Genomic DNA, 21,064 nt, shown 5'->3' on the forward strand with positions numbered 1-21,064 from the left:
AGAGCACTATTCGCACTCCGTACATTCGTCCCCATCAACAGAGCTTTACGATCCGAAGACCTTCTTCACTCACGCGGCGTTGCTCCGTCAGGCTTGCGCCCATTGCGGAAGATTCCCCACTGCTGCCTCCCGTAGGAGTCTGGGCCGTGTCTCAGTCCCAATGTGGCCGTTCATCCTCTCAGACCGGCTACTGATCGTCGCCTTGGTGAGCCGTTACCTCACCAACCAGCTAATCAGACGCAGGCCCATCGACAGGTGATAGCTTATATATAGAGGCCATCTTTCACGCAGGAGAGATGCCTCTCCTGCGCTTCATTCGGTATTAGCATTCCTTTCGGAATGTTGTCCCCATCCTGTCGGCAGGTTGCCTACGTGTTACTCACCCGTTTGCCACTAGATTCTCTAAAAGCAAGCTTCTAAATCATCCCGTTCGACTTGCATGTGTTAAGCACGCCGCCAGCGTTCGTCCTGAGCCAGGATCAAACTCTCCGCTAATGTGAAGAGCCTGTTGGCTCATTATGTCATTCTTGTAAAAGAATTGTGTTTCGTTGACTGACATCAACGATGTTGCATCTGGCTGTTAGAGTTTCCTCTAACTTGTTTTGCATTGTGTAGTTTTCAGGGTACATCCTGCGCCGCACAAGGCTTCAAGGCTCTTTCCAGTTCCTCGTAGCTCTCATCGGCGCGACTGTCATAATATAACACAAAGGGTTGACTCTCGTCAACCCCCTTTTTCAAGTTTTTCTAAATTTCTTCGCCGCGCATGGTAAGACGGCGCACAGTTGCAGAATAGAGCCGCACTCCCGTCACGATTTGCTCGATGCTCGCGTACTCAGCCGGGTTGTGGCTAACCCCATCCCTGCAAGGGATGAAAATCATGCCGGTCGGCGCGTAGTCTGCCCAGTGCATACTATCATGGCCCGCTCCGCTTGGCATCTTTCGATAGGCGAATCCGAGCCTCTCCGCCTCCTGAGCAATAATTTCGACGACAGCAGGTGACATGTGTGCCGGCATGTCCTTGCTGACGGGGCGAATCTCGCAGCTAAGGCCGCGTGCATGCACGACAGCGGCAATCTCACTGCGCACGGTTTGCTCGACCTGCTCGCGTGCGTTTGCGTCGATGCTTCGGAGGTCGATGCCAAGGGCCACATCGCCGGGAATGACGTTCATCACGCCCGGCGTAACATCGACGACGCCGACAGTACCGACCACGGGCGGATCCACTTGTGCCCCCGCCGCATGCTCGACGGCAAGGATGATTTCTGCCGCCGCACAGAGGGCGTCATGGCGCAGGGACATGGGGGTTGCACCGCTGTGATCGGCGTCTCCGTGAATCTCACAGTAAAAGCGTGCCGGCGCAGCGATGCCTGTGACGATGCCGATGGGAAGCCGTTCATGCTCAAGTACTTTGCCCTGCTCAATGTGGAGTTCGAGCACCGCCTTGAGCGGCTGTGTGTACTTCGCCGCCGCAATGTTGTCGGGATCGAGCCCGCGCTCCTTCAGCACGTCGTAGAGACTCTTCCCGCCTTTGTCATGCAGGCGATGCAGTTCCTCAAGCGGAAGTTCCCCGCGCATGGCACGGCTGCCGAGGGTTGCGGCAGAGAAGCGGCTGGACTCCTCGCACATGAAGAGGACGATTTCGACGGGATGATCAGGCCGATCGCCGTCCTCGCGCATGCTGCGGACAGTCTCAATCGCCGCAAGCACACCCGCGAGTCCGTCGTAGTTGCCGCCGCGCGGGACGCTGTCGCTGTGCGAGCCGCACATGACGGCGGGGAGGCTGTCATCCTTTCCCGCAAGGCGTCCGAGGACGTTCCCAAACGCATCGGTGCGCAGGGTGAGCCCCGCTGCCTCCATCTGCCGCATGAGATAGGCACGTCCTTCCCAGTCGCTGTCCGTGAATGCAAGTCGGTTGATGCCTTCGCCCGGTGCTGTGATTTTCTGCATCACCGCAAAATCCTGTGCCAGTCGTTCCTGATTGACCATCGTCGAATCTCTCCTTTTCTGGATGGGTATGTCCCTGTTCAGAATCCAGCGACGTGCGCCATGCATACGACAATGACGCCCGGTATGCCAAAAATACCGACGATGAGAGCCTTGAGAAAGGTGATCTCAATGCCGACACCAAAGAGGTTGATGCCCCACAGGATGATCGCACCGACGATGCTGTTCGTGATGAGTTTCCACAGAATACGGAACGGCAGCGCGATCAGCTTGCCAAGAATTGCAAATACGATGATGCCAACAGCAATGCCTGCAACAATGTCCATCCTAGATCTCCCTTCTGTTCTCCATGGCGCGCGAGAGCGTCACCTCATCCGCGTACTCAAGATCGCCGCCAACGGGCAGCCCATGCGCAATGCGCGTGACACGCACGCCCATGGGTTTGAGCAGCTTCGCAATATACATCGCAGTCGCCTCGCCCTCGACGTTGGGATTGGTTGCGACGATAACTTCCTGCACGTCGGACGTGCCGACACGCGTGACAAGTTCGCGGATGCGGATGTCGTTCGGACCGATGCCCTCGATTGGGGAGAGCGCCCCATGCAGAACGTGATAGACGCCCGTGTAGTCGTTCATGCGCTCCATTGCCGCCACATCGGGCGGCTGCTCAACAACGCAGATGGTCGTGTGGTCGCGCTTTTCTGCCATGCAGATGGCACACGGGTCGCTGTCCGTGAGGTTGAAGCAGGTGGAGCAAAAACCGATTTTCTCCTTTGCCTCGACGATGGCAGAGGCAAGCCGACGCGCCCGTTCCATATCCATATCGAGGACATGGTAGGCGAGGCGTGCCGCAGTCTTTGCTCCGATGCCGGGCAGTGCACGGAACTGCTCCATGAGCTGCGTGAGCGGCGCAATGGTGTGCATCAGAGGAGTCCCGGCGGGAGTCCCAATCCACTCGTGAGCTTGCCCATCTCCTGTGCCATCATCTCGTCGACCTTCTTCGTTGCTTCATTAAATGCCGCCGAGATGAGATCCTGCAGCATCTCGATGTCCTCGGGATCAACTGCCGCAGGCGCAATGATGAGGCTCTGTACCTGCTTTTCGCCGTCCATGACGATCTTCACTGCGCCGCCGCCCGCCGACACCTCGACGGTCTTGCGCTTCAGTTCGTCCTGCATCTTCTTCATCTCGTTCTGCATCTTCTGGACTTTTTTCATCATACCGGCCATATTGCCGCCGCCATTGAACATAGTAACTCTCCTTTTATGTTTAGCAAGATAGAAGCCAGAAGCTATGTGTCGCTCCTAAGCGAACCCTAGTGAAGCAGGCGAATAAGCACACGATCACTTGCGTAACGAGGCGCTCGCGTGAAGTACGCATAGCGTATATATTCATAGCCTAACAAAAACCGCCCACAACGTCAAGTGTCCGCATCGGGCGGCAGTTCATCCGTGTCGAACATCTCTGCCTCCTCGTCCGCCGTCGGCTCATACACCTCATAGGGCTCATTCTCTTCTGCCGTCGGCGTTGGTATTGGCATCGGCACAGGACGCTTTGCCGATGCAGCGACCTCCTCCACACGCGCACCATCCCCCGCGATCTTGAGGAGTTCTGTAACAGGTGCAGGATATCCCGGCTCCTTTGCAGGGGGCGGTGGAGCCACAGCCTCCTCGCCTCCCGTACAGACGACGGCAAGCGGACGTCCGGCAATCTCTGTCAGGACCTCCTCAAAGACGGCGCGGTGCCGTGTCATGATGTAGTCGCGCGCCATCTCCGTCGCGGGACGGATGAAGAAATGCGTTTCGGTTGTCCCCTCATAGCCCGCCCCCGAAAGCAGGGAGGCTGCGAGCTTATGCCGCTCCTTGAGCCGCGTTTGAAATGTTTTCCAGAGGGCGGCGTCCAACTGGCGCGGCGCATTCGCCGCAGGTGCACTCGCAGAACTTTTTTGCACGGAGGGCTCCGCTGCAGCTGTTCGCGTGGGCTTTGGCACCGCACTTTGCGGTAGTGGCTCCTGTGCCGCTGTCGATGCCGCCGCAGTGAGTGCAGTCCCCTCATTGGGTATGCCGCCTGCCGCAAGCCGCTCCGTCAGTCGCCGCACCTCTTCCTCAAGTCGTGTAATACGCGCGGCATCGACAGGACTTGCGGGCAGCGATGTCCCCTCTGCATCTCCCGACTCCGAGGGACGACAGAGTCCGATCAGCATCGCTTCAACTGCAATGCGCGGCTGAGGCGCAAAGCGGATCTCCTGCATGCACGCATTTAGTCGACGCAGGATCGACATGATCTCCTCCTGCGTAAAGCGTGCCGCCCTCTCACGCAACTGCTCCGCCTGCCCCTCGGTGAGCTCCGCCGCGCCAATCGCGCCGCCCACGCCCGCAATCATGAGGCTGCGGAAATACGCCGCGAGTTCCGCGAGAATCTGCTTGAGTTCGCGTCCGTTTTGCAGAAGTTCGCCGAGCTGTTCGATGAGCGGAGCTGCCGTACGATCCGCAATCTGCAGTGCCATCTTTTCAATCCATACGCGCCCGACGAGTCCAAGCGCCTCCTGCACACGCTCCGCCGTGAGCGTGCCCTCGGCGAGCGCCATGCACTGATCGAGGATCGAGAGCGCATCGCGCATACCGCCGTCCGCCTGCACGGCGATGATGGAGAGCGCGTCCTCATCCGCTGCAATGCCAGACTCCTTGCACACGTGGATCAGCCGATCGCGGATCTCCGTCACCGTGATTCGGTGAAAGTCGTAGCGCTGGCAGCGCGACTGGATCGTTGCGGGGACCTTGTGCGGCTCGGTCGTCGCGAGGATGAAGATGACGCGCGGGGGCGGCTCCTCGAGTGTCTTGAGCAGCGCGTTGAACGCCTCCGTCGTCAGCATATGCACTTCGTCGATGATGTAGATCTTATAGTGCCCCGCCGTCGGCGCAAACTTCACGGACTCGCGCAGATCACGGATCTCATCGATACCGCGGTTCGACGCTGCGTCGATCTCGAACACATCCATTGACGAGCCGTCGCTGATGCTGCGGCAGGAGTCACAGACGCCGCACGGCGTGAGTGTCGGACCCTCGGCGCAGTTCAGCGCGCGCGCAAGAATCTTTGCCGTGCTCGTCTTACCCGTGCCGCGCGGCCCCGTAAAGAGGTAGGCATGACTCGTCTGCCCCGATGTAACCGCACGGGCAAGCGTGCGGCTGATATGCTCCTGCCCCACGAGATCGGCAAAGCTCTCCGGCCGCCAACGGCGATAGAGCGCAACGTAGGACATGGCAAAACCTCCCAACAACAAAAAAACAGCCCTCACGGGGCTGCACCGGATACACGCGATTTCTCCCACGGCAGACCACAGTCCCCAGGCGCCCTCACGGCACATGGAACGATCCGCTTACCGCTGCTTCCTTCCGGACCTGACGGGGTTCACAGGGCCCCATTGCGTGAGACCAAGGCACTGCAGCCCGCCCTGAGAAAAATCAATAAAAATGGCGGAGAGTGAGAGATTCGAACTCTCGGTACGGTATCACCGCACACACGCTTTCCAGGCGTGCTCCTTCAACCACTCGGACAACTCTCCACGTGCTCTCTAAAAAAGCTATTCACTTCTGCAACGCTTGCTAGTCTAACATGAGAGCTGCGCCCTGTCAAGAAAAAAATAAGGGGAACTGCACGCAGCAGCCCCCTGTTTTCCATTTACGCCAACACGCGTGAGAGCCGCACGAGCTCCGGATCGAGTGTCTTCGTATTGTTGACCGCCTCGAAGAGGTTTACGCCCACGACCTGCCCTTCGTTGAAGCTATAGACCACATCACTGACCCCTGAGATGATCGCGAGCGCCGCCTTTTCACCGAGCATCGACGCCTTGATGCGATCCTCGACCGTCGGCGAACCGCCGCGCTGGATATGACCGAGCACCGAAACGCGCGTGTCGATCTCCGTCTTCTCACGGATGATCTTGCCGATCTCCACAGCCGAGCCCGCGCCCTCAGCGACCACAATGATGCTGTAGCGCTTGCCCGCCTCGTACATCTCCTTCAGTTCGCAGCTGATCTCCTCAAGATCGTATGCCACCTCCGGTACAAGGATGTACTCCGCACCACCGGCAATGCCCGACATCATCGCGAGCCAGCCCGAGTGACGCCCCATGACCTCGACAAGAATGATGCGGCGATGCGCCGACGCCGTGTCGCGCAGCTTGTTGATCGCATCCACGATCGTATTGCACGCCGTGTCGCAGCCAATCGTATAGTCCATGCCCCAGACGTCGTTGTCAATCGTACCCGGCAGCCCCACGATCGGCATTCCCGTCTCCTTGCTGAGGAGCGAGCCGCCCGTAAGCGAGCCGTCACCGCCGATGATGACCAGTCCCTCGATGCCGCGCTTGCGCAGATTCTCGAATGCCGTCTTGCGCCCCTCGGGCGTCATGAACGACTTGCTGCGCGCCGTGCCGAGGAACGTACCGCCGCGCTGAATCAGATCGCTGACGCTGCGCGTCGTCAGTTTTTCGATATCATCGTGCACCATGCCGCTGTATCCGTTGTGAATGCCATAGACATCGACACCCTCGTAGATCGCCGTGCGCACCACCGCGCGCGCTGCCGCATTCATGCCCGGGCTGTCTCCGCCCGAAGTGACGACCGCAATTGCCTTTTTCAACATAAAAACATCCCCCGTCCCGTATGTCACGCTTGTGCGAATCGTTTTCTATTCTCTATTCTACGAAAGCATGCGTAAAAAGTAAAGAGTTTCGCAGAAAAAACCTTTCGCCGCTGCGTCCATACAAAAGAGAGATTGGAGTCCTCTGCTGAGGAAATCCAATCTCTTTCTCCATACCAATATCAGTGTTTTTGTGCACGCAGCTGCTCCTCATCCCACCCAACAATGCCGTGCAGGTCCGGCATGATGGAGGGATCGAAGACAGGGTTCTTGCCCGCCGCCTTTTGCGCGAAGTAATCTGTGAGCGCAATGCGCGCAAGCGGTGCAAGGCGTGCGATGGCGTAAAGGTTCGTGACGCAGATCATCGCCATGAAGAGGTCGGCGAGGTTCCACACGAGCCCCAACGCCGCGATGCACCCAAAGAAGACCATTGCAACCACGCCAAGACGATAGACGAAGAGCGCACGCTCCGTGTTTCCGCCGAAGAAGTGGATGTTGACCTCACCGTAGTAGTAGTTGCCGACAACGGAGCTGAAGGCAAAGAGGAAGATGAGTACGGCGAGGAGGCTCGACGCCCACGGACCGAAGACGCTCGCGAGCGAGTCCTGCGCGAGTGCGATGCCCGTCGTATCGCCGCCGATCACATACTGCCCGGTGAGGAGGACGATGAACGCCGTCGCCGAGCAGACAATCCATGTATCAACGTAAACACCGAACGCCTGCACGAGGCCCTGCTTGACGGGATGCGTGACATTCGCCGTCGCCGCCGCATTCGGGATGGAACCCTCCCCCGCCTCGTTTGAGAAGAGTCCGCGGCGAATCCCCGTGAGGATCGCCGTGCCGATGCCGCCGCCGACCGCCGCCTGCGGACTGAACGCATCGTGCAGAATGAGCGCAAACATCGCGGGTACCTGATCGATGTGCAGAATGACGGTAATGAGTGCAATGAGGAGATAGATGCCCGCCATCACAGGCACGAGCAGGGTTGCAAAATTTGCCACACGCTGGATGCCGCCGAAGATGACCACACCCGAGAGCACAGCGAGGACACCGCCCATCACCCATGTGTCGATGCCGAATGCCTTCTCCATCGAGAGCGCGATCGTATTTGCCTGCACCGATACATAGATGAGACCGAAGGTCACGGAGATGAGCACGGCAAAGAGCTTTGCTACTGCCGGCTGCCCGAGAGCATTCTGGATGTAGTACGCAGGTCCGCCATGAAAGAGTCCGTGTCCACGCGGAATCTTGTAGATCTGGGCGAGCGTGCTCTCAACGAAGCCCGTTGCCGTTCCGATGAAGGCGATGACCCACATCCAGAAGACCGCGCCGGGACCGCCCGTCACAATCGCAATCGCAACCCCCGCGATGTTACCGACACCGACGCGCGAGGCGGTACTCACACAGAATGCCTGAAACGAGGAGATCGCCTTGCGCCCGCTCGGACGCCGTCCGAGATCGCCCGCGAGCAGGCGCACCATCTCGGGCAGCGCACGCAGCTGAACAAGTCCGGTCGATACCGTGAACCAGAGACCACTGCCGACAAGCACAACGATGATGATATAAGTCCACAGAAAATCGTTGATCGTGCCGACGATCGTATTGAGGAAATCCATAAAACCACCCTTTCTAAAAAGAATACGTTTCATAATAATGGAAGAAGCAAGTTTTTGTCAAATTGGATTCCTGTATTCTTTTATAGGCACAGCCATTTGGGGAGATTTATATGTCCATTCCTTTAGGAATCACTGATAAATTCAGCACCGCCATCTTAGCGCATCTTTTTTGCCCGCTCAATGCCTGCAAATCCTCCACATAGCTTGGACTATGCGTCCGGTTTGCCTCCTCAATCGGACGAAAAAATCTACGCCAATCTGACGGACTTCATTTTATCAGTGATTCCTTTACTTCTCTCTAAAAAGAGTGTAAAATGACAGTAGTTGTAAATTTCAGGGACAGAGGAATTGCCGATAGTTCCATTTTATCAGTGATTCCCAAAAAGCGGGGGAGTATAATATGCTGAAAAAGACGAAAATCATATGCACACAGGGACCGGCAACGGATCCCGAGGGAATTGTCGACGCGCTCATCGAGAGCGGAATGAACTGTGCGCGCTTCAACTTCTCGCACGGCACGCACGACGAGCATCTCGCGCGCATCAACAAGGTGCGTGCAGCGGCGGAGCGCTCCGGGAAGGTCATCTCGCTCATCCTCGATACAAAGGGACCGGAGATGCGTCTCGGCGAGTTCGCGGAGGGCAAGGTACAGCTCGAAAAGGGGCAGAAGTTCACGCTGACCCATGACGATGCACCGGGCGATGCGACGCACGTCAGCGTCAACCATAAGAACCTCTATAACGAGGTGAAACCAGGTGACACGCTGCTCCTCTCGGATGGGCTCGTCGGACTTGTCGTCGATGAGATTCGCGGCAAGGACATCGTGACGACCGTGCAGAACTCAGGGCCGATGTCCACGCGCAAACGTGTGGCGGCACCGGGTGTCGAACTTGGTCTGCCCGCAATCTCCGAGCAGGACGAGCGCGACATCATCTTTGGCATTCAGAACGACATGGACTTCGTGGCGGCATCCTTCATCCAACGTCCCGCAGACGTGGAGGAGATCCGCCATCTGATCGCAACGCACGGCGGTCACATGGAGATCATCCCGAAGATCGAGAATCTCGCGGGCGTCAACAACTTTGACGAAATCCTTGCGGTCTCGGACGGCATCATGGTCGCACGCGGCGACCTCGGTGTCGAGGTTCCTGCCGAGGACGTGCCCGTCATCCAGAAGGAAATCATCCGTAAGTGCAACGCGGTCGGCAAGCCCGTTATCGTCGCAACGCAGATGCTCGAATCCATGACGACGAACCCGCGCCCGACACGCGCGGAGGTCTCGGATGTCGGCAACGCGATCTTCGACGGCGCGGATGCCATCATGCTCTCCGGTGAGACGGCAAGCGGCGACTACCCCGTCGAGGCGGTCAAGATGATGAGTACGATTGCCCTACGCATGGAGGAGTCGCTCGAATACGACACCATCATTCGCTCGCGCAGCATCCGCGAGCGCTCCTCGGTGACGGACGCCGTTTCGCATGCAACCGTGCAGCTCGCCTATGAGACGAGCGCTGCTGCCATTCTGACGCCGACCCAATCCGGCTACACGACGCGTGTCGTATCGAAGTACCGCCCGAAGGCGATGATTGTCGCCTACGCACCGAACCCAATGATTGCACGTCACATCAATCTGCGTTGGGGTGTCTACTCCATCCAAGGGCGCAAGTGGACGAACGTCGAAGACATGATCGAGTCCTGCACGCGTAGTGCCCTCTCGCATGGCTACGTCACACAAGGCGACAAGGTCGTCATGGTCGCAGGCATGACCTACAACGAGGGTGGCTCCGTCGCCGTCCGCGTCACAACGATTGCCTAAGGAATCGCTGATAATTGGTAAACGAAAGGAAGCCGCTTGTATCCGAAACGGCTTCCTTTTTTGAACAAAGATGCCTAAATGAAAGGAAACTATTATGGAAGTCATTCACAGCGACAACGCCCCCGCAGCCCTCGGCCCCTACAGTCAGGCAATGAAGGTCGGCAATCTCGTCTACACCTCGGGACAGATCGGCATTGACCCCGCCGTCGGCAAGATCACGGGCACAACAGTCGGCGAACAGGCGGAACAGGTCTGCAAAAACCTCTCCGCCGTCCTCGCCGCCGCCGGCACCGACCTCACACGCGTCGTCAAGACCATGTGCTTCCTCGCGGACATGGGCGACTTTGCCGCATTCAACGAGGTCTACGCCCACCACTTCACGGGCAAGCCCGCACGCTCCTGCGTCGCCGCAAAGGCTCTGCCTGCGGGTGCCCTCTGCGAGATCGAAGTGATCGCGGAGGTGTGAGGCGACACATTCCATCGGAACACAACAACGGGACGATCCGCGCGGATCGTCCCGTTTTCTATGTCTGTATCGTTATCCCAAGACCATCGGCTCAATCGCCTCGTCCTTCATGAAGCGGCCGAGCTTCTTTACACTCACCATGAGATCCTTGTAGTTCTCGGGCGTGAGTGACTGCGGTCCGTCGGAGAGTGCGCGTGCGGGGTTTGGGTGCACCTCGATGATGAGTCCGTCCGCGCCTGCCGCAATCGAGGCAAGACACATCGGCTTGATCATGCGCCACTTGCCCGTGCCGTGGCTCGGATCGGCGATGATCGGCAGGTGCGAGAGATGCTTGATCGCGGCGATTGCGCTGATGTCGAACGTGTTGCGCGTGTACGTTTCATAGGTGCGAATTCCGCGCTCGCAGAGGATGACGTTCGGGTTACCCTCGTTCATGATGTACTCTGCCGCGTTCAGCCACTCGTCAATGGTCGCGGCGAGCCCGCGCTTGAGCATGACGGGCTTGCCGGTACGTCCGACCGCCTTGAGGAGACCGAAATTCTGCATATTGCGCGCGCCGATCTGGAGGAGATCCGCATAGGCGGCAACCGTGTCCACAGCCTCCACCACCGTCACCTCGGTGACGACGGCAAGCCCCGTCTTTTCGCGTGCCTCAGCGAGATATTTCAGGCCCTCTTTCTCGAGCCCCTGAAATGCGTAGGGCGAGGTGCGCGGCTTGTACGCGCCGCCGCGGATGAACTGAGCACCGCCTGCCTTGATGATCTCTGCCGTCTCCATCAGCTGGTCGCGCGACTCAACGGCACAGGGCCCCGCCATGACGACAGGCGTACCATCACCGATTTTGATGCCGCGAATATCGATGACCGTCGGCGTGGGGTGGAACTCACGACTCGCAAGTTTGTAGCTCTTGGAGATGGCAACGGTCGTCTCCACACCGTGCATCGCGTCCAGTGGTGTCGCCGCGAGCTTCGTCTTGTCACCGATGACACCGACAATCTTCTGCCGCGCGCCCTCCATAATCTTTGCCTCGAGCCCCTTCTCCTCAATGGCACGAATGACGTTCTCGATATCTGCCTGTGTGGCATCCGAATTCATAATGACGACCATGGTATCTCTCCTTACTATTCATTGTGTGCCATGTGCACGGGGAAAACACCAAGCACCTTCAGCCAGATACTCTTCGCGGCAACAGCCTCGATGGAGGCGCGTACAGCATCCTCCGGGCTGTGGGCATCGAGATCGAAAAAGAATATGTATGCACCAAGCTCCGTTCGCGCAGGGCGTGACTCGATGCGCGTGAGGTTCACCGCACGGCGCGCAAACTCGCCAAGCACGTCGTAGAGTGCGCCCGCACGGGAGCCGTCGATCTGACAGACGACGAGCACCGTGTCGGACGCCTCTGCAGGCGGCGCAGCAGCCCCATCGCGCACAACCTCAAAGAAACGCGTACAGTTCGAGCCGCGATCCTCGATCTTGCCTGCAATCTCGACCAAACCGTTCAGCGCCCCCGCACGGCGCGTACAGATTGCCGTCGCCCCCGCATCCGGCGGAGCATGCGCAACAATCTCCGCCGCGCGTGCCGTGCTTGCCGTCTTGATAATCTCTGCCTGCGGACAGTGACGCAAGAGGAAGTCACGGCACTGCGCGATGGGCTGTGCGTGCGAGTATACCACGTAGATCTCACTGTCCGCCGCACGTGCCATGAGGTAGTTGTGCACGGGCCAGATCACCTCATGCCTGACGCGCAGCGTATCCGAGCGTGCAAGCGAATCGAGCGTCACGGCGATCGCCCCCTCGAGCGAGTTCTCGACCGGCACGAACGCAGCGTCCACCGCCCCTGTCTCCACCGCGTGCAGACACTCACCGATATCGCCGTAACAGACAATCTCGCAGTCGCGTTTCTGCCACTCCACGAGATAGAGCGCAGCAGCCTCGCTGTGCGTCCCTACCGGACCGAGTACGCCCATTTTTTGTCTCACACACATTCCTCCCCATAGGAGTCCCCAGTGTCCTCTACTATACTATATGCGCGGCGTGTTGACAAGAGCAATGGGAAACACTTTCATTTCATATGCGTTTCACTTGTTCCACACCTGTGCTATAATAGAGATAATTTCTCAGCCGCATGAAAAGGAGCAGCTATGTCGCCAAAGGAATATCTCGCCATCATCCACTGCATCGCCGGACTCAAAGAGCGCACGCGCCACGCGTGGATGAAGTCGGGACGGCAGGAGAGCGTCGCCGAGCACAGCTGGCGGATGGCACTCATGGCATACTTTCTGCGCGATCAATTTCCCTCTGTCGACCTCACGCGCCTGCTCCTCATGGCGCTGCTGCACGACATGGGCGAAGTCTTTACGGGTGACATTCCAACCTTTGAAAAGACGGAAGCCGACCGTGCGCATGAACATCGTCGACGCGATGAATGGATCAACGCGCTCCCTGCGCCGTACGCGGCAGAAGTACGCGCCCTCTTTGCGGAGATGGACGCGATGGAGACCGAGGAAGCGCACATCGCCCGTGCACTCGACCGCATGGAGGCGGTCATCACGCACAACGAGGGCGATCCGCACACATGGCTCCCGCTTGAGTACGATCTCCAACGCACATACGGCATCAAGGAGGCAGCATTTTCGCCCACACTCAAAGATCTGCGTGCAGAGATCAACAACGAAGTAGAAAAAGTCATTTCATCACTGAAAAAGGAGGAGACGATATGAAAACGAACTATGGCAACTGGATTTCCACCCCGATGATGAAAACTCTCGTGGCAATCGCCGCCGTGCTCTACGTGCTGACTGCGCTCTATGCGTTCATTTACGACCGCGTGACCGCCCCCTTCTTCATCCTCGCCATCCTATCCGGCATTGCAACGCTCGTCGTCCTCTATATGTACTACTGCCGCTATGTCTTCTCCTTCGAGGGCGGCGGCCTCATGCGGCGCATCCACGGCTATCTGCTCGATCAGCTGCCGTGGGACGGACTCGGCAGTGCGCTCGAGGTCGGCTGCGGCTCGGGTGCACTCAGCATCAGCGCGGCAAAACGCTTCCCGCTCGCCGAGATACAGGGCATCGACTACTGGCCGCCGATGTGGAACTACGGGCAGCCGCAGTGCGAGGCAAATGCTGCCGCCGAGGGTGTCGCGGATCGCTGCACATTTCAGCACGGAGATGCAGCAAAGCTCGACTTCCCCGACAATCACTTCGATGCTGTTGTCAGCAACTTCGTCTTTCATGAGGTGCGCACACAGAAGGACAAGTTCCTGCTCGTCGAGGAGTCCCTGCGCGTTCTAAAAAAGGGCGGTGCATTCGCCCTGCACGACACCTTTGGAAACAGGGATATGTACGGCAACATGGATGAATTCGTCGCCTATCTTCAGGAAAAGGGGATTGCCGACGTTTCCTACCTCCCGAACACCGAACGCAACATTCCCATGCCCGCGCCCGTGCGCTTCATGATGCGCGGTATCGGCATGCTCTATGGAACGAAGTAACGAAAGGAACACACCTGTGATTGTCAAAAAGATCCCTGCCATTCTTTCTGCTTCCGCGCTTCTCTGCATCGCTCCCATCCATGCAGCACCGCCCCCGGATCCCGGTCCTATGATCCTACGCCCCGCATTTCCCGACACAATCCCACAAGGAACGACGGTGGATGCAACACTTGCCGCAGAAATCCATTTCGCCCTGCCCGCCGCAAATCCCGACATCCTCAAAATGCCCACGACGGAGCCGACCGAAGTCACCATCGCGGGCGAGGCAACGGCAACCGAGGAGCAGATGCTCGCCTACCTTCTGCGCCGCAATCCGACCCCGAAACTCACGGGCACGCCCGAAGAGCTTGTCCATGCCTACTACGAAGAGGCGGAGCACGAAGGTGTACGTGCCGATGTCGCGCTCGCGCAGGCGTTCAAGGAGACGGGCTGCTTCGCCTACGGCGGCGACGTGGATTGGAAGCAGAACAATTTCTGCGGACTCGGCGCAACCGGGGGCGGCGTGAAAGGGCTCTCCTTCCCCGACATGCGCACGGGTGCGCGCGCCCATATCCAACACCTCCTCGCGTACAGCCGCAAAGAACGCCCGACGAATCCGATCGTCGACCCACGCTACGACCTCATCCGCAGGAACCGCCCCGATATCTACGGACGGCTCACGCGCTGGACAGACCTCAACGGCGTCTGGGCAGTCCCCGGCAGGAACTACGGGCAGGAGATCCTCATCATCCGCGATGCCGCGCGCGCCCCCGATGGCTCGGACGCATCGCTTCGCGCTGCGAATGCACACATCATGCAGGCGGGCGATGCCGACAACTACATCTATCGCGGGCTCGTCTATCTCCATCGCGGCTCCTACGCAGAGGCGCTTGATGACTTCAAGGCCGCGCACAAGCGCAATACGAAACGCACCGAGCCCTACCTCGGAATCGCACTCGCCCATGCGGGCGCAGGGAACGTCAAGGAAGCTCGCCGCGCCTACGAAGTCTACCTGAAAGTCGCCCCTGACGATGCCGCCGCCCTCTACAACTACGGGCTCACCCTCCTCGCGGAGAACAGCCCCGCGAAGGCGGTTGCCCCTCTGCGCGACGCCATCCGCCGCGCACCGCAGAACGCGGACAGCTACAGCGCCCTCGCCGTCGCCCTCATCCGCACGAAGGACTACACAGGCGCGTGGAAAGCACTCGCGGATGGTGCCGCCATCGCCCCCACAAACATCGACATCCTCGTGAACCAGATCCTTTTGCAGGCATGCCTCAATGATGCGGGCGACAAAAGGCACAAGAAGAAGTAAAGGAATCGCTGATAAAATGAAGTCCGTCAGATTGGCGTAGATTTTTTCGTCCGAACAAGGAGGCAAACCGGACGCATAGCAAGGGCTATGTGGAGGATTTGCCGACGAAGTGCGGGCAAAAAAGATACGTCAAGATGGCGGTGCTGAATTTATCAGTGCTTCCTAAAAACATGGAGGCGTGCTATGAGCGACTACGAACTGCCATTCCACATGACGGACAGAATCACTTCGCTGATTGCAGAAATCAGCGAACAGGTCGGTCGCATCACCGTTCTCCAAGGCGATTCGATCGGTCCACATCTACGACGTGAGAACAGAATCCGAACGATTCACTCTTCTCTTGCGATCGAACATAATTCACTCTCATTGGAGCAAGTAACGGCGATTCTAGACGGCAAACGTGTCCTTGGCAACCCGAACGAAATTCGGGAGGTACAAAACGCCTATGCTGCCTACGAGTTCATGCTGAATCAGAAAATAAGTGTTGTTGGTCGCAAGACCGATCAAGATAGCGACCAAGTCACCGACCAAGATCGGACACCGGTCGAACGCCTCCTCATCGCACTTGGCAGTGAAACACTCTCCACCACCGCTCTGATGAAACGCCTCCTTCTGTGTTTTTTGCACAAAATTGAGGCTGTTGCACGTTTGTTTCGTGCAACAGCCCCTTCACGTCCCACACAAAAAGAACCGTGCCGAGGTCGATCCTCAGCAACGGTTCTTTTTTACAGTAAACCTTATTCCTCGAGCTTCAGCAGTCCCGGCTGCTCGATGTTCCACTTATCCTTGCGCAGGGTGAAGAGGGCGGGCACGTCTACGGTGAGCTTGTCATAGCTCTTGCCGGCCTCGTAGCGTGTGGCGAAGGTCTCCTTCATTCCCGCTTCCTCATGCATCATTTGATCGTAGGGGAACATGGGACTCGGGATGACAGCGTAGTCTCCGGGCTGCCCGGGGATGTCATACGCCCAGAAGGTCGCCTCATTGACATCCTCGACCGTTTCAAACTTTGGCATTGTCTTGCCGTTTTTGTTCGCCGCGTGATCTGTGCAGACAAGGAGATGCAGACCATACTTATCGATGAGGGGCTGACAGAGCTCCTCACCGCGCTCGGGTGAAAAGGTCTCGCGCAGCGCATGATAATCATCCAAAAGATCCTGCCAGATGGGCTTGCTCTCAAGCAGCTCATCCAGATTGATCTCGTCTTCCTCCGGCTCCGGTTCGGGTGCAGGCTCCGGCACAGGTTCCGGTTCCGGTACGGGCTCCGGCTCAGGTGGCGGCGGCGGTGCGGCAGCGGGACGCTCTTTCAACGCCTCAATCTCCGCAGCGAAGTGCTTTACCAGCGCTTCCATCTGAACGAGGCGGGGTTCGATCTGTGCGAACTGCTCCTTGAGTCGATTGACTTCCTCCGCCGTTTGTCCGTCTTTCATCACCGACGCTTGGATCTCTGCCGAAAGGCGCTCTGCCTCCGTACGCAGCCACGAAACATGTCCCTCGATGACATCGACGGTGCCGCCCGTCTGCCGCCACGCATAATGTGTCGCGACCGCAGCGATCGCAACGCTCGCCACGACGAGAACGAACGAGAGTATCGTCATCACGTCCGCCATCATGGGATGAATGAACCCCACTGCCTGTGCAGCGGTTGCCGCTGTCTCAGTTTCCATAGACCATCAACCCTTTCCCTCCATCACAATCAAACAAACGCACGAAACGAGTTCATAGCAAAACACATATCCTTAATAAATTCTCTGTCATATCCCTAAAATCCTTCTAAAAAATACTCTGCATACAGAAAAAGAGCCGCCCCGCGCGAAGCGACTCTGATTCTATCATTGGATGCCGAGCAGTTTAGAGCGCGCTGACGAGCTCTGCGCCAAGATCCTTGCTGCCCTGAACGCCCTCTTCATCCGGCTCATTCTCGACGATGAAGGTGTTGACGAGCTTTGCGCCTGCCTCCGTCGTACGCTCGGACCAAGTTTCCATCCAAGCACCTGCGCCCCAGCCCCACGAACCGAAGAGCACGACCGGCTTGCCGGAGAGCTTTCCACTGTCGACTGCCTCTGCGAAGAACGGCTCATACGAGCCCTCCTCGAGTTCCTCCGCACCCATCGAGGGGCAGCCGAGTGCAAGACCATCGAAGTCGTCGATCTGATCCACGGAGAAGCTGTCCACCTCGAAGCACTCGACGTCAGCGCCCGCACCCTGCGCACCCTCGACGACAGCCTCTGCCATCTTCTGCGTGTTGCCCGTACCGGACCAGTACACAACTGCTACCTTTGCCATGTGAAATCCTCCTCATAGAAATCCGAGAGCCGTAGATTCCCTACGCTCTCTATACTGCCTGCACCAACTCGGCAAGGGGGCGCCCCGCCTCCAGCCGCGTACAGAACTCCTGTGTGCAGACCGAGTACTGCTCAAAGAGCGCTCGTGCCTCGGCCTCGTTCGTGTAGACCTTCCAGTATCCGCTGTAAACGAAATCCTGCCCCCGACGCGTGATGAACTCGCGCACATCCTCCGGAGGATAGCCGAGAAAAAGTCCGACCTCCGGCGGGAGTGTCTTGCGCACACGCATGCGGAGACGCAGGAACTCGAGCCGCTCCTCCATGCTGTCTGTCAGGCGATAGCCTGCCTCGCACAGGATTTCCTGCGCCTTTGGCACAGCGAGTGCACGTGCGACAAGCTCTTCCCGATAGAAGAGAATGAGGACATACTCCTCTCCCTCTGCCACACGGAACATCGAGATCCCCTTACAGGAAAAACACGGCTCATAGGACGCAAGCAGCGCCTCAAAATCCTGAAAGCGGCTCTTTTGAAAGGACAGCAGGCTCCCCGCCGTCAGACCCGCAAGCAGGGGTGCAGCGTGATAGCCGAGCAAATGCTCAAAATCTGGACAACGCATCGTAATATCCCCCTCTGCGCTATGGCGCAACAAAACGCCCTCGAAATTCGTCCGATATTTCATTATACCGTAAACGATTCTCATTAGCAACAGCTTTTATCACAGAGGTGAGTATTTGGTCTGTATCTATTATAGCGAAGATTGCCCTCACTGACAACCGAATCTTTTCTATTTATCAATAGGAAGAATTTAACGTGAACACATAGAGAGTGCATCTGAAAACATTGACAAAGCTCCCCGTCTGTGCTACGTTTAATCGGAATCTCAGTCAAAGGAAACCTACCATATGATATATCTAAAAAATATTGTAAAGACATACGAGGGCGACATCCACGCACTGCGCGGCATTGATCTCTCCATCGAGCGCGGCAGCATTTACGGCATCATCGGACTGTCGGGCGCCGGCAAGTCCACGCTCATTCGCTGCATCAATATGCTTGAACGTCCGACGAGCGGCGAGGTGCTCGTGGGCGGACGCGACCTGATGAAGATGAGTGAGAGCGAGCTGCGCGAGGAACGCCGCCATATCGGCATGATCTTCCAACATTTCAACCTGCTGTCCTCCGCGACCGTCTACGACAACGTCGCGTTTCCGCTGAAACTTGCGGGAAAGTCTGCGGATGAAATCAAACCGAAGGTCACGGAGCTGCTCGACCTCGTCGGGCTCGCGGACAAGGCGGACGCCTACCCGAGCCATCTCTCGGGCGGACAGAAGCAGCGTGTCGGCATCGCGCGTGCACTTGCAAACGAGCCGAAGGTACTGCTCTGCGATGAGGCGACCTCGGCACTCGACCCGCAGACGACGAAGTCCATCCTCGCGCTCATTCGCGATATCAATCGCCGCATGGGCCTGACCGTCGTCGTCATCACGCACGAGATGCAGGTCATCAAGGATATCTGCGACCGCGTTGCGGTCATCGACGGCGGCGTCATTGCCGAGGAGGGCGACGTGGTGGATGTGTTCACTGCGCCGCGCGAGCCGATCACGAAGGAGTTCATCAGCGTGCTCCTCTCGAACGAGCTGCCGACGGCGTTCCGCGGGAATCCCATCGAACACACGCCGAGCCGGGACAGCTATATGCTGCTGCGCCTGACATTCCTTGGTGAGAGCGCGGATGATCCTGTGCTCGCGGGTATGATTCGCCTCTTCCCCGACATCGAGGTCACAATGCTCTTCGGCACGCTCGACCAGATCAAGGAGCTGCCGTTCGGTCGCATGATCATCGGTGTACGCGGCGAGCGTGCCGAGATTGAGGCAGTGATCTCATATCTCTCCGCACAGCATTTGAAACAGGAGGTGATTGGCTATGTCCGCCGAAATGATGCCCCTTCTAACTAAGGCGCTGGGCGAGACGATCTATATGGTCGTCATCAGCATGGCGATCTCGACCGCGATCGGCGTTCCGCTCGGCGTGCTCCTGCATGTCACGAGCAAAGGCGAGATCCTCGACGCACCGATGCTCAACCGCACGGTGGGTGCGGTGGTCAACGCCGTGCGGTCCATTCCGTTCATTATCCTGATGGTTGCAATCATTCCGCTGACGCGTCTCATCGTCGGCTCCGCGATCGGCACGACAGCGGCAATGGTGCCGCTTGTCATTGCCTCCGTCCCCTTCATCGGGCGGCAGGTGGAGACCTCACTGCGCGAGGTGCCGCACGGACTGATCGAGGCAGCGCTCTCGATGGGAGCAACGCCCATGCAGATCATCTCACGCGTTCTGCTCCCTGAGTCCATGCCAAGCATCGTCAGCCAGCTCACGACCGTCATCATCGCCCTCGTCGGTGAGTCCGCGATGGCGGGTGCGATCGGCGGCGGCGGCCTCGGCGATCTCGCGATCCGCTACGGATATCAGCGGTTCCGCCCCGACATCATGATCGCGACCGTCGTCATCCTCATTGTTCTCGTCCAGCTTGTGCAGTTTGCGGGCAACAGCCTCGCCGCACGGCTGAATAAGAGATAATTTTTATATTGTTTATTTGCGACATGAGTTCAAAAGCAAACCCTAGTGGAGCACGCGATCACTTGCGTAACGAGGTGTATGCGTTGAACTTATAACGCAGAGCATGAAGGAGGTTCTTATGAAGAAATTACTCACCATCGCCCTCGCCGTCACGGCGCTTGCCCTCGTCGGCTGCGGCGGCGGCGCGGACAACGCCGGCGCAAAGTCAGAGAAGGTCGTCAAGGTCGGCGCCTCCCCCGTCCCCCATGCCGAAATCCTCGAGGTCATCAAACCTGAGCTCGCAAAGGAAGGCGTCAAGCTCGAGATCGTCGAGTTCAATGACTACGTGCAGCCGAACCTCGCGACGAACGACAAGGAAATCGACGCGAACTTCTTCCAGCATGAGCCGTACCTCAAGAACTTCGTCACCGAGCATCCGGAGCTGAAGCTCGTAAACGTCCTCGGCGTCCACGTCGAGCCGATGGGCATCTACTCGCACAAGATCAAGAACATCAACGAGCTGAAGGACGGCGCGCAGGTTTCCATCCCGAGCGATCCCACGAACGGCGGACGCGCCCTGCTCCTCCTCGAGCACGCAGGCCTGCTGAAGCTCAAGGACGGCGTCGGTGCAGCAGCGACCGTGCAGGATGTTGTCGACAATCCGAAGAAGCTGAACTTCAAGGAGATCGAGGCGCCGCAGCTGCCGCGCACACTCGACGACGTGGATATCTCCGTCATCAACACGAACTGGGCAATGCAGGCAGATCTCATCCCGACGCGTGACGCCCTCTTCATGGAGGACAAGACCTCCCCGTACGTCAACATCCTCGTCGTCCGTCAGGGCGATGAGAACCGCCCCGAGATTCAGGCGCTCATGAAGGCGCTCCACTCCGAGGCGGTCAAGAACTTCATCAACGAGAAATACAAGGGCGCAATCATCCCCGCATTCTGAGGA

21 protein-coding genes, 1 tRNA gene, 1 other RNA gene, 1 pseudogene and 1 other annotated feature are annotated in these 21,064 nt (G+C 58.2%); of the genes and pseudogenes, 10 read left to right on the top strand and 14 right to left on the bottom strand.

Translation table 11 applies throughout. The features are described 5' to 3' along the window. Positions 1-458, bottom strand: a sequence feature (16S ribosomal RNA rRNA prediction is too short). A 286-nt stretch (positions 459-744) separates the two neighbouring features. The 9 genes from HMPREF9081_RS12270 to HMPREF9081_RS12305 form a co-directional block, all read right to left on the bottom strand. Next, complete coding sequence (locus tag HMPREF9081_RS12270) at positions 745-1,986, bottom strand: M20 family metallo-hydrolase (RefSeq protein ID WP_006307733.1); 1,242 nt, start codon at positions 1,984-1,986, stop codon at positions 745-747. A gap of 38 nt (positions 1,987-2,024) precedes the next feature. Further along, positions 2,025-2,270 carry a pro-sigmaK processing inhibitor BofA family protein gene (locus tag HMPREF9081_RS12275; protein WP_006307734.1) on the bottom strand — a complete coding sequence of 82 codons (246 nt, stop codon included), beginning with the start codon at positions 2,268-2,270 and terminating at the stop codon, positions 2,025-2,027. A 1-nt stretch (position 2,271) separates the two neighbouring features. Then, the gene (gene recR / locus HMPREF9081_RS12280; protein WP_006307735.1) at positions 2,272-2,868 is read right to left on the bottom strand and encodes a recombination mediator RecR; all 597 of its coding nucleotides are present in this window, start codon (positions 2,866-2,868) and stop codon (positions 2,272-2,274) included. Further along, positions 2,868-3,194: a YbaB/EbfC family nucleoid-associated protein gene (locus HMPREF9081_RS12285; RefSeq protein ID WP_006307736.1), complete on the bottom strand. Its 327-nt coding sequence runs from the start codon at positions 3,192-3,194 to the stop codon at positions 2,868-2,870. The genes recR and HMPREF9081_RS12285 overlap by 1 nt, the downstream gene beginning before the upstream one ends. Positions 3,195-3,364: 170 nt before the next feature. Next, a complete protein-coding gene (gene dnaX, locus HMPREF9081_RS12290) occupies positions 3,365-5,203 on the bottom strand; it encodes a DNA polymerase III subunit gamma/tau (protein WP_040395261.1) in 1,839 nt (612 codons plus the stop codon). A 79-nt stretch (positions 5,204-5,282) separates the two neighbouring features. Further along, positions 5,283-5,382, bottom strand: an RNA gene (gene ffs / locus HMPREF9081_RS12845) — signal recognition particle sRNA small type. Positions 5,383-5,415: 33 nt separating this feature from the next. Continuing rightward, a tRNA-Ser gene (locus HMPREF9081_RS12295) sits at positions 5,416-5,506 on the bottom strand. A 116-nt stretch (positions 5,507-5,622) separates the two neighbouring features. Beyond that, positions 5,623-6,588 (bottom strand): 6-phosphofructokinase, encoded by a 966-nt coding sequence (gene pfkA, locus HMPREF9081_RS12300; RefSeq protein ID WP_006307737.1) that lies wholly within the window; start codon positions 6,586-6,588, stop codon positions 5,623-5,625. Between the two features lie 179 nt (positions 6,589-6,767). Then, on the bottom strand, positions 6,768-8,201 hold the full coding sequence (locus HMPREF9081_RS12305; protein ID WP_040395269.1) for an alanine/glycine:cation symporter family protein: 1,434 nt from the start codon (positions 8,199-8,201) through the stop codon (positions 6,768-6,770). A gap of 400 nt (positions 8,202-8,601) precedes the next feature. Here HMPREF9081_RS12305 and pyk point away from each other — a divergent pair, with 400 nt between their 5' ends. Both pyk and HMPREF9081_RS12315 read left to right on the top strand, forming a co-directional pair. Further along, positions 8,602-10,017 carry a pyruvate kinase gene (pyk, locus tag HMPREF9081_RS12310; RefSeq protein ID WP_006307739.1) on the top strand — a complete coding sequence of 472 codons (1,416 nt, stop codon included), beginning with the start codon at positions 8,602-8,604 and terminating at the stop codon, positions 10,015-10,017. Between the two features lie 94 nt (positions 10,018-10,111). Next, positions 10,112-10,483 (top strand): RidA family protein, encoded by a 372-nt coding sequence (locus HMPREF9081_RS12315; protein ID WP_006307740.1) that lies wholly within the window; start codon positions 10,112-10,114, stop codon positions 10,481-10,483. Positions 10,484-10,555: 72 nt separating this feature from the next. On the opposite strand, the gene aroF is transcribed toward HMPREF9081_RS12315, so the two are convergent. Then, complete coding sequence (gene aroF, locus HMPREF9081_RS12320; protein WP_006307741.1) at positions 10,556-11,590, bottom strand: 3-deoxy-7-phosphoheptulonate synthase; 1,035 nt, start codon at positions 11,588-11,590, stop codon at positions 10,556-10,558. 14 nt (positions 11,591-11,604) lie between these two features. Continuing rightward, positions 11,605-12,462 carry a prephenate dehydratase gene (gene pheA, locus HMPREF9081_RS12325; protein ID WP_006307742.1) on the bottom strand — a complete coding sequence of 286 codons (858 nt, stop codon included), beginning with the start codon at positions 12,460-12,462 and terminating at the stop codon, positions 11,605-11,607. A 162-nt stretch (positions 12,463-12,624) separates the two neighbouring features. Between pheA and HMPREF9081_RS12330 the strand changes: the two genes are divergently transcribed. The 5 genes and pseudogenes from HMPREF9081_RS12330 to HMPREF9081_RS14215 all read left to right on the top strand — a co-directional run bounded on the left by HMPREF9081_RS12330 (position 12,625) and on the right by HMPREF9081_RS14215 (position 16,104). Continuing rightward, on the top strand, positions 12,625-13,203 hold the full coding sequence (locus HMPREF9081_RS12330; protein WP_006307743.1) for an HD domain-containing protein: 579 nt from the start codon (positions 12,625-12,627) through the stop codon (positions 13,201-13,203). Continuing rightward, entirely contained in the window at positions 13,200-13,976 is a 777-nt protein-coding gene (locus HMPREF9081_RS12335) for a class I SAM-dependent methyltransferase (RefSeq protein ID WP_006307744.1), read from the top strand. Before HMPREF9081_RS12330 ends, HMPREF9081_RS12335 begins: the two co-directional genes overlap by 4 nt. Next, complete coding sequence (locus HMPREF9081_RS12340) at positions 13,963-15,270, top strand: glucosaminidase domain-containing protein (RefSeq protein ID WP_006307745.1); 1,308 nt, start codon at positions 13,963-13,965, stop codon at positions 15,268-15,270. The genes HMPREF9081_RS12335 and HMPREF9081_RS12340 overlap by 14 nt, the downstream gene beginning before the upstream one ends. 16 nt (positions 15,271-15,286) lie before the next feature. Next, positions 15,287-15,434: pseudogene (locus HMPREF9081_RS14660) on the top strand (secretion protein HlyD); the annotation flags it as partial. 19 nt (positions 15,435-15,453) lie between these two features. Then, a complete protein-coding gene (locus HMPREF9081_RS14215; RefSeq protein ID WP_218916828.1) occupies positions 15,454-16,104 on the top strand; it encodes a Fic family protein in 651 nt (216 codons plus the stop codon). On the opposite strand, the gene HMPREF9081_RS12345 is transcribed toward HMPREF9081_RS14215, so the two are convergent. The 3 genes from HMPREF9081_RS12345 to HMPREF9081_RS12355 form a co-directional block, all read right to left on the bottom strand. Then, on the bottom strand, positions 16,008-16,934 hold the full coding sequence (locus HMPREF9081_RS12345; protein WP_006307747.1) for a hypothetical protein: 927 nt from the start codon (positions 16,932-16,934) through the stop codon (positions 16,008-16,010). The genes HMPREF9081_RS14215 and HMPREF9081_RS12345 overlap by 97 nt on opposite strands. Positions 16,935-17,118: 184 nt before the next feature. After that, the gene (locus tag HMPREF9081_RS12350) at positions 17,119-17,553 is read right to left on the bottom strand and encodes a flavodoxin (RefSeq protein WP_006307748.1); all 435 of its coding nucleotides are present in this window, start codon (positions 17,551-17,553) and stop codon (positions 17,119-17,121) included. A 49-nt stretch (positions 17,554-17,602) separates the two neighbouring features. After that, positions 17,603-18,169 carry a DUF3793 family protein gene (locus tag HMPREF9081_RS12355; protein WP_040395276.1) on the bottom strand — a complete coding sequence of 189 codons (567 nt, stop codon included), beginning with the start codon at positions 18,167-18,169 and terminating at the stop codon, positions 17,603-17,605. A gap of 286 nt (positions 18,170-18,455) precedes the next feature. Here HMPREF9081_RS12355 and HMPREF9081_RS12360 point away from each other — a divergent pair, with 286 nt between their 5' ends. The 3 genes from HMPREF9081_RS12360 to HMPREF9081_RS12370 all read left to right on the top strand — a co-directional run bounded on the left by HMPREF9081_RS12360 (position 18,456) and on the right by HMPREF9081_RS12370 (position 21,061). After that, entirely contained in the window at positions 18,456-19,508 is a 1,053-nt protein-coding gene (locus tag HMPREF9081_RS12360) for a methionine ABC transporter ATP-binding protein (RefSeq protein ID WP_006307750.1), read from the top strand. Next, positions 19,477-20,130, top strand: a complete 654-nt coding sequence (locus HMPREF9081_RS12365; protein ID WP_006307751.1) for a methionine ABC transporter permease — start codon at positions 19,477-19,479, stop codon at positions 20,128-20,130. The genes HMPREF9081_RS12360 and HMPREF9081_RS12365 overlap by 32 nt, the downstream gene beginning before the upstream one ends. Positions 20,131-20,248: 118 nt before the next feature. Then, entirely contained in the window at positions 20,249-21,061 is an 813-nt protein-coding gene (locus HMPREF9081_RS12370; RefSeq protein WP_040395280.1) for a MetQ/NlpA family ABC transporter substrate-binding protein, read from the top strand. Positions 21,062-21,064 lie beyond the last annotated feature (3 nt).

It is taken from the genome of Centipeda periodontii DSM 2778 (genome assembly GCF_000213975.1).
Lineage (GTDB): Bacteria > Bacillota > Negativicutes > Selenomonadales > Selenomonadaceae > Centipeda > Centipeda periodontii.

Excerpts from the sequence above, each read along its gene's own strand:
- HMPREF9081_RS12370 (WP_040395280.1), top strand. The coding sequence starts at position 20,249 with ATGAAGAAATTACTCACCATCGCCCTCGCCGTCACGGCGCTTGCCCTC.
- HMPREF9081_RS12275 (WP_006307734.1), bottom strand. The coding sequence starts at position 2,270 with ATGGACATTGTTGCAGGCATTGCTGTTGGCATCATCGTATTTGCAATT.
- HMPREF9081_RS12305 (WP_040395269.1), bottom strand. The coding sequence starts at position 8,201 with ATGGATTTCCTCAATACGATCGTCGGCACGATCAACGATTTTCTGTGG.
- HMPREF9081_RS12330 (WP_006307743.1), top strand. The coding sequence starts at position 12,625 with ATGTCGCCAAAGGAATATCTCGCCATCATCCACTGCATCGCCGGACTC.
- HMPREF9081_RS12345 (WP_006307747.1), bottom strand. The coding sequence starts at position 16,934 with ATGGAAACTGAGACAGCGGCAACCGCTGCACAGGCAGTGGGGTTCATT.
- HMPREF9081_RS14215 (WP_218916828.1), top strand. The coding sequence starts at position 15,454 with ATGAGCGACTACGAACTGCCATTCCACATGACGGACAGAATCACTTCG.
- HMPREF9081_RS12365 (WP_006307751.1), top strand. The coding sequence starts at position 19,477 with ATGTCCGCCGAAATGATGCCCCTTCTAACTAAGGCGCTGGGCGAGACG.
- HMPREF9081_RS12340 (WP_006307745.1), top strand. The coding sequence starts at position 13,963 with ATGGAACGAAGTAACGAAAGGAACACACCTGTGATTGTCAAAAAGATC.
- pyk (WP_006307739.1), top strand. The coding sequence starts at position 8,602 with ATGCTGAAAAAGACGAAAATCATATGCACACAGGGACCGGCAACGGAT.
- dnaX (WP_040395261.1), bottom strand. The coding sequence starts at position 5,203 with ATGTCCTACGTTGCGCTCTATCGCCGTTGGCGGCCGGAGAGCTTTGCC.
- HMPREF9081_RS12355 (WP_040395276.1), bottom strand. The coding sequence starts at position 18,169 with ATGCGTTGTCCAGATTTTGAGCATTTGCTCGGCTATCACGCTGCACCC.
- aroF (WP_006307741.1), bottom strand. The coding sequence starts at position 11,590 with ATGGTCGTCATTATGAATTCGGATGCCACACAGGCAGATATCGAGAAC.
- HMPREF9081_RS12285 (WP_006307736.1), bottom strand. The coding sequence starts at position 3,194 with ATGTTCAATGGCGGCGGCAATATGGCCGGTATGATGAAAAAAGTCCAG.
- HMPREF9081_RS12335 (WP_006307744.1), top strand. The coding sequence starts at position 13,200 with ATGAAAACGAACTATGGCAACTGGATTTCCACCCCGATGATGAAAACT.
- recR (WP_006307735.1), bottom strand. The coding sequence starts at position 2,868 with ATGCACACCATTGCGCCGCTCACGCAGCTCATGGAGCAGTTCCGTGCA.
- HMPREF9081_RS12270 (WP_006307733.1), bottom strand. The coding sequence starts at position 1,986 with ATGGTCAATCAGGAACGACTGGCACAGGATTTTGCGGTGATGCAGAAA.
- HMPREF9081_RS12360 (WP_006307750.1), top strand. The coding sequence starts at position 18,456 with ATGATATATCTAAAAAATATTGTAAAGACATACGAGGGCGACATCCAC.
- HMPREF9081_RS12315 (WP_006307740.1), top strand. The coding sequence starts at position 10,112 with ATGGAAGTCATTCACAGCGACAACGCCCCCGCAGCCCTCGGCCCCTAC.
- HMPREF9081_RS12350 (WP_006307748.1), bottom strand. The coding sequence starts at position 17,553 with ATGGCAAAGGTAGCAGTTGTGTACTGGTCCGGTACGGGCAACACGCAG.
- pfkA (WP_006307737.1), bottom strand. The coding sequence starts at position 6,588 with ATGTTGAAAAAGGCAATTGCGGTCGTCACTTCGGGCGGAGACAGCCCG.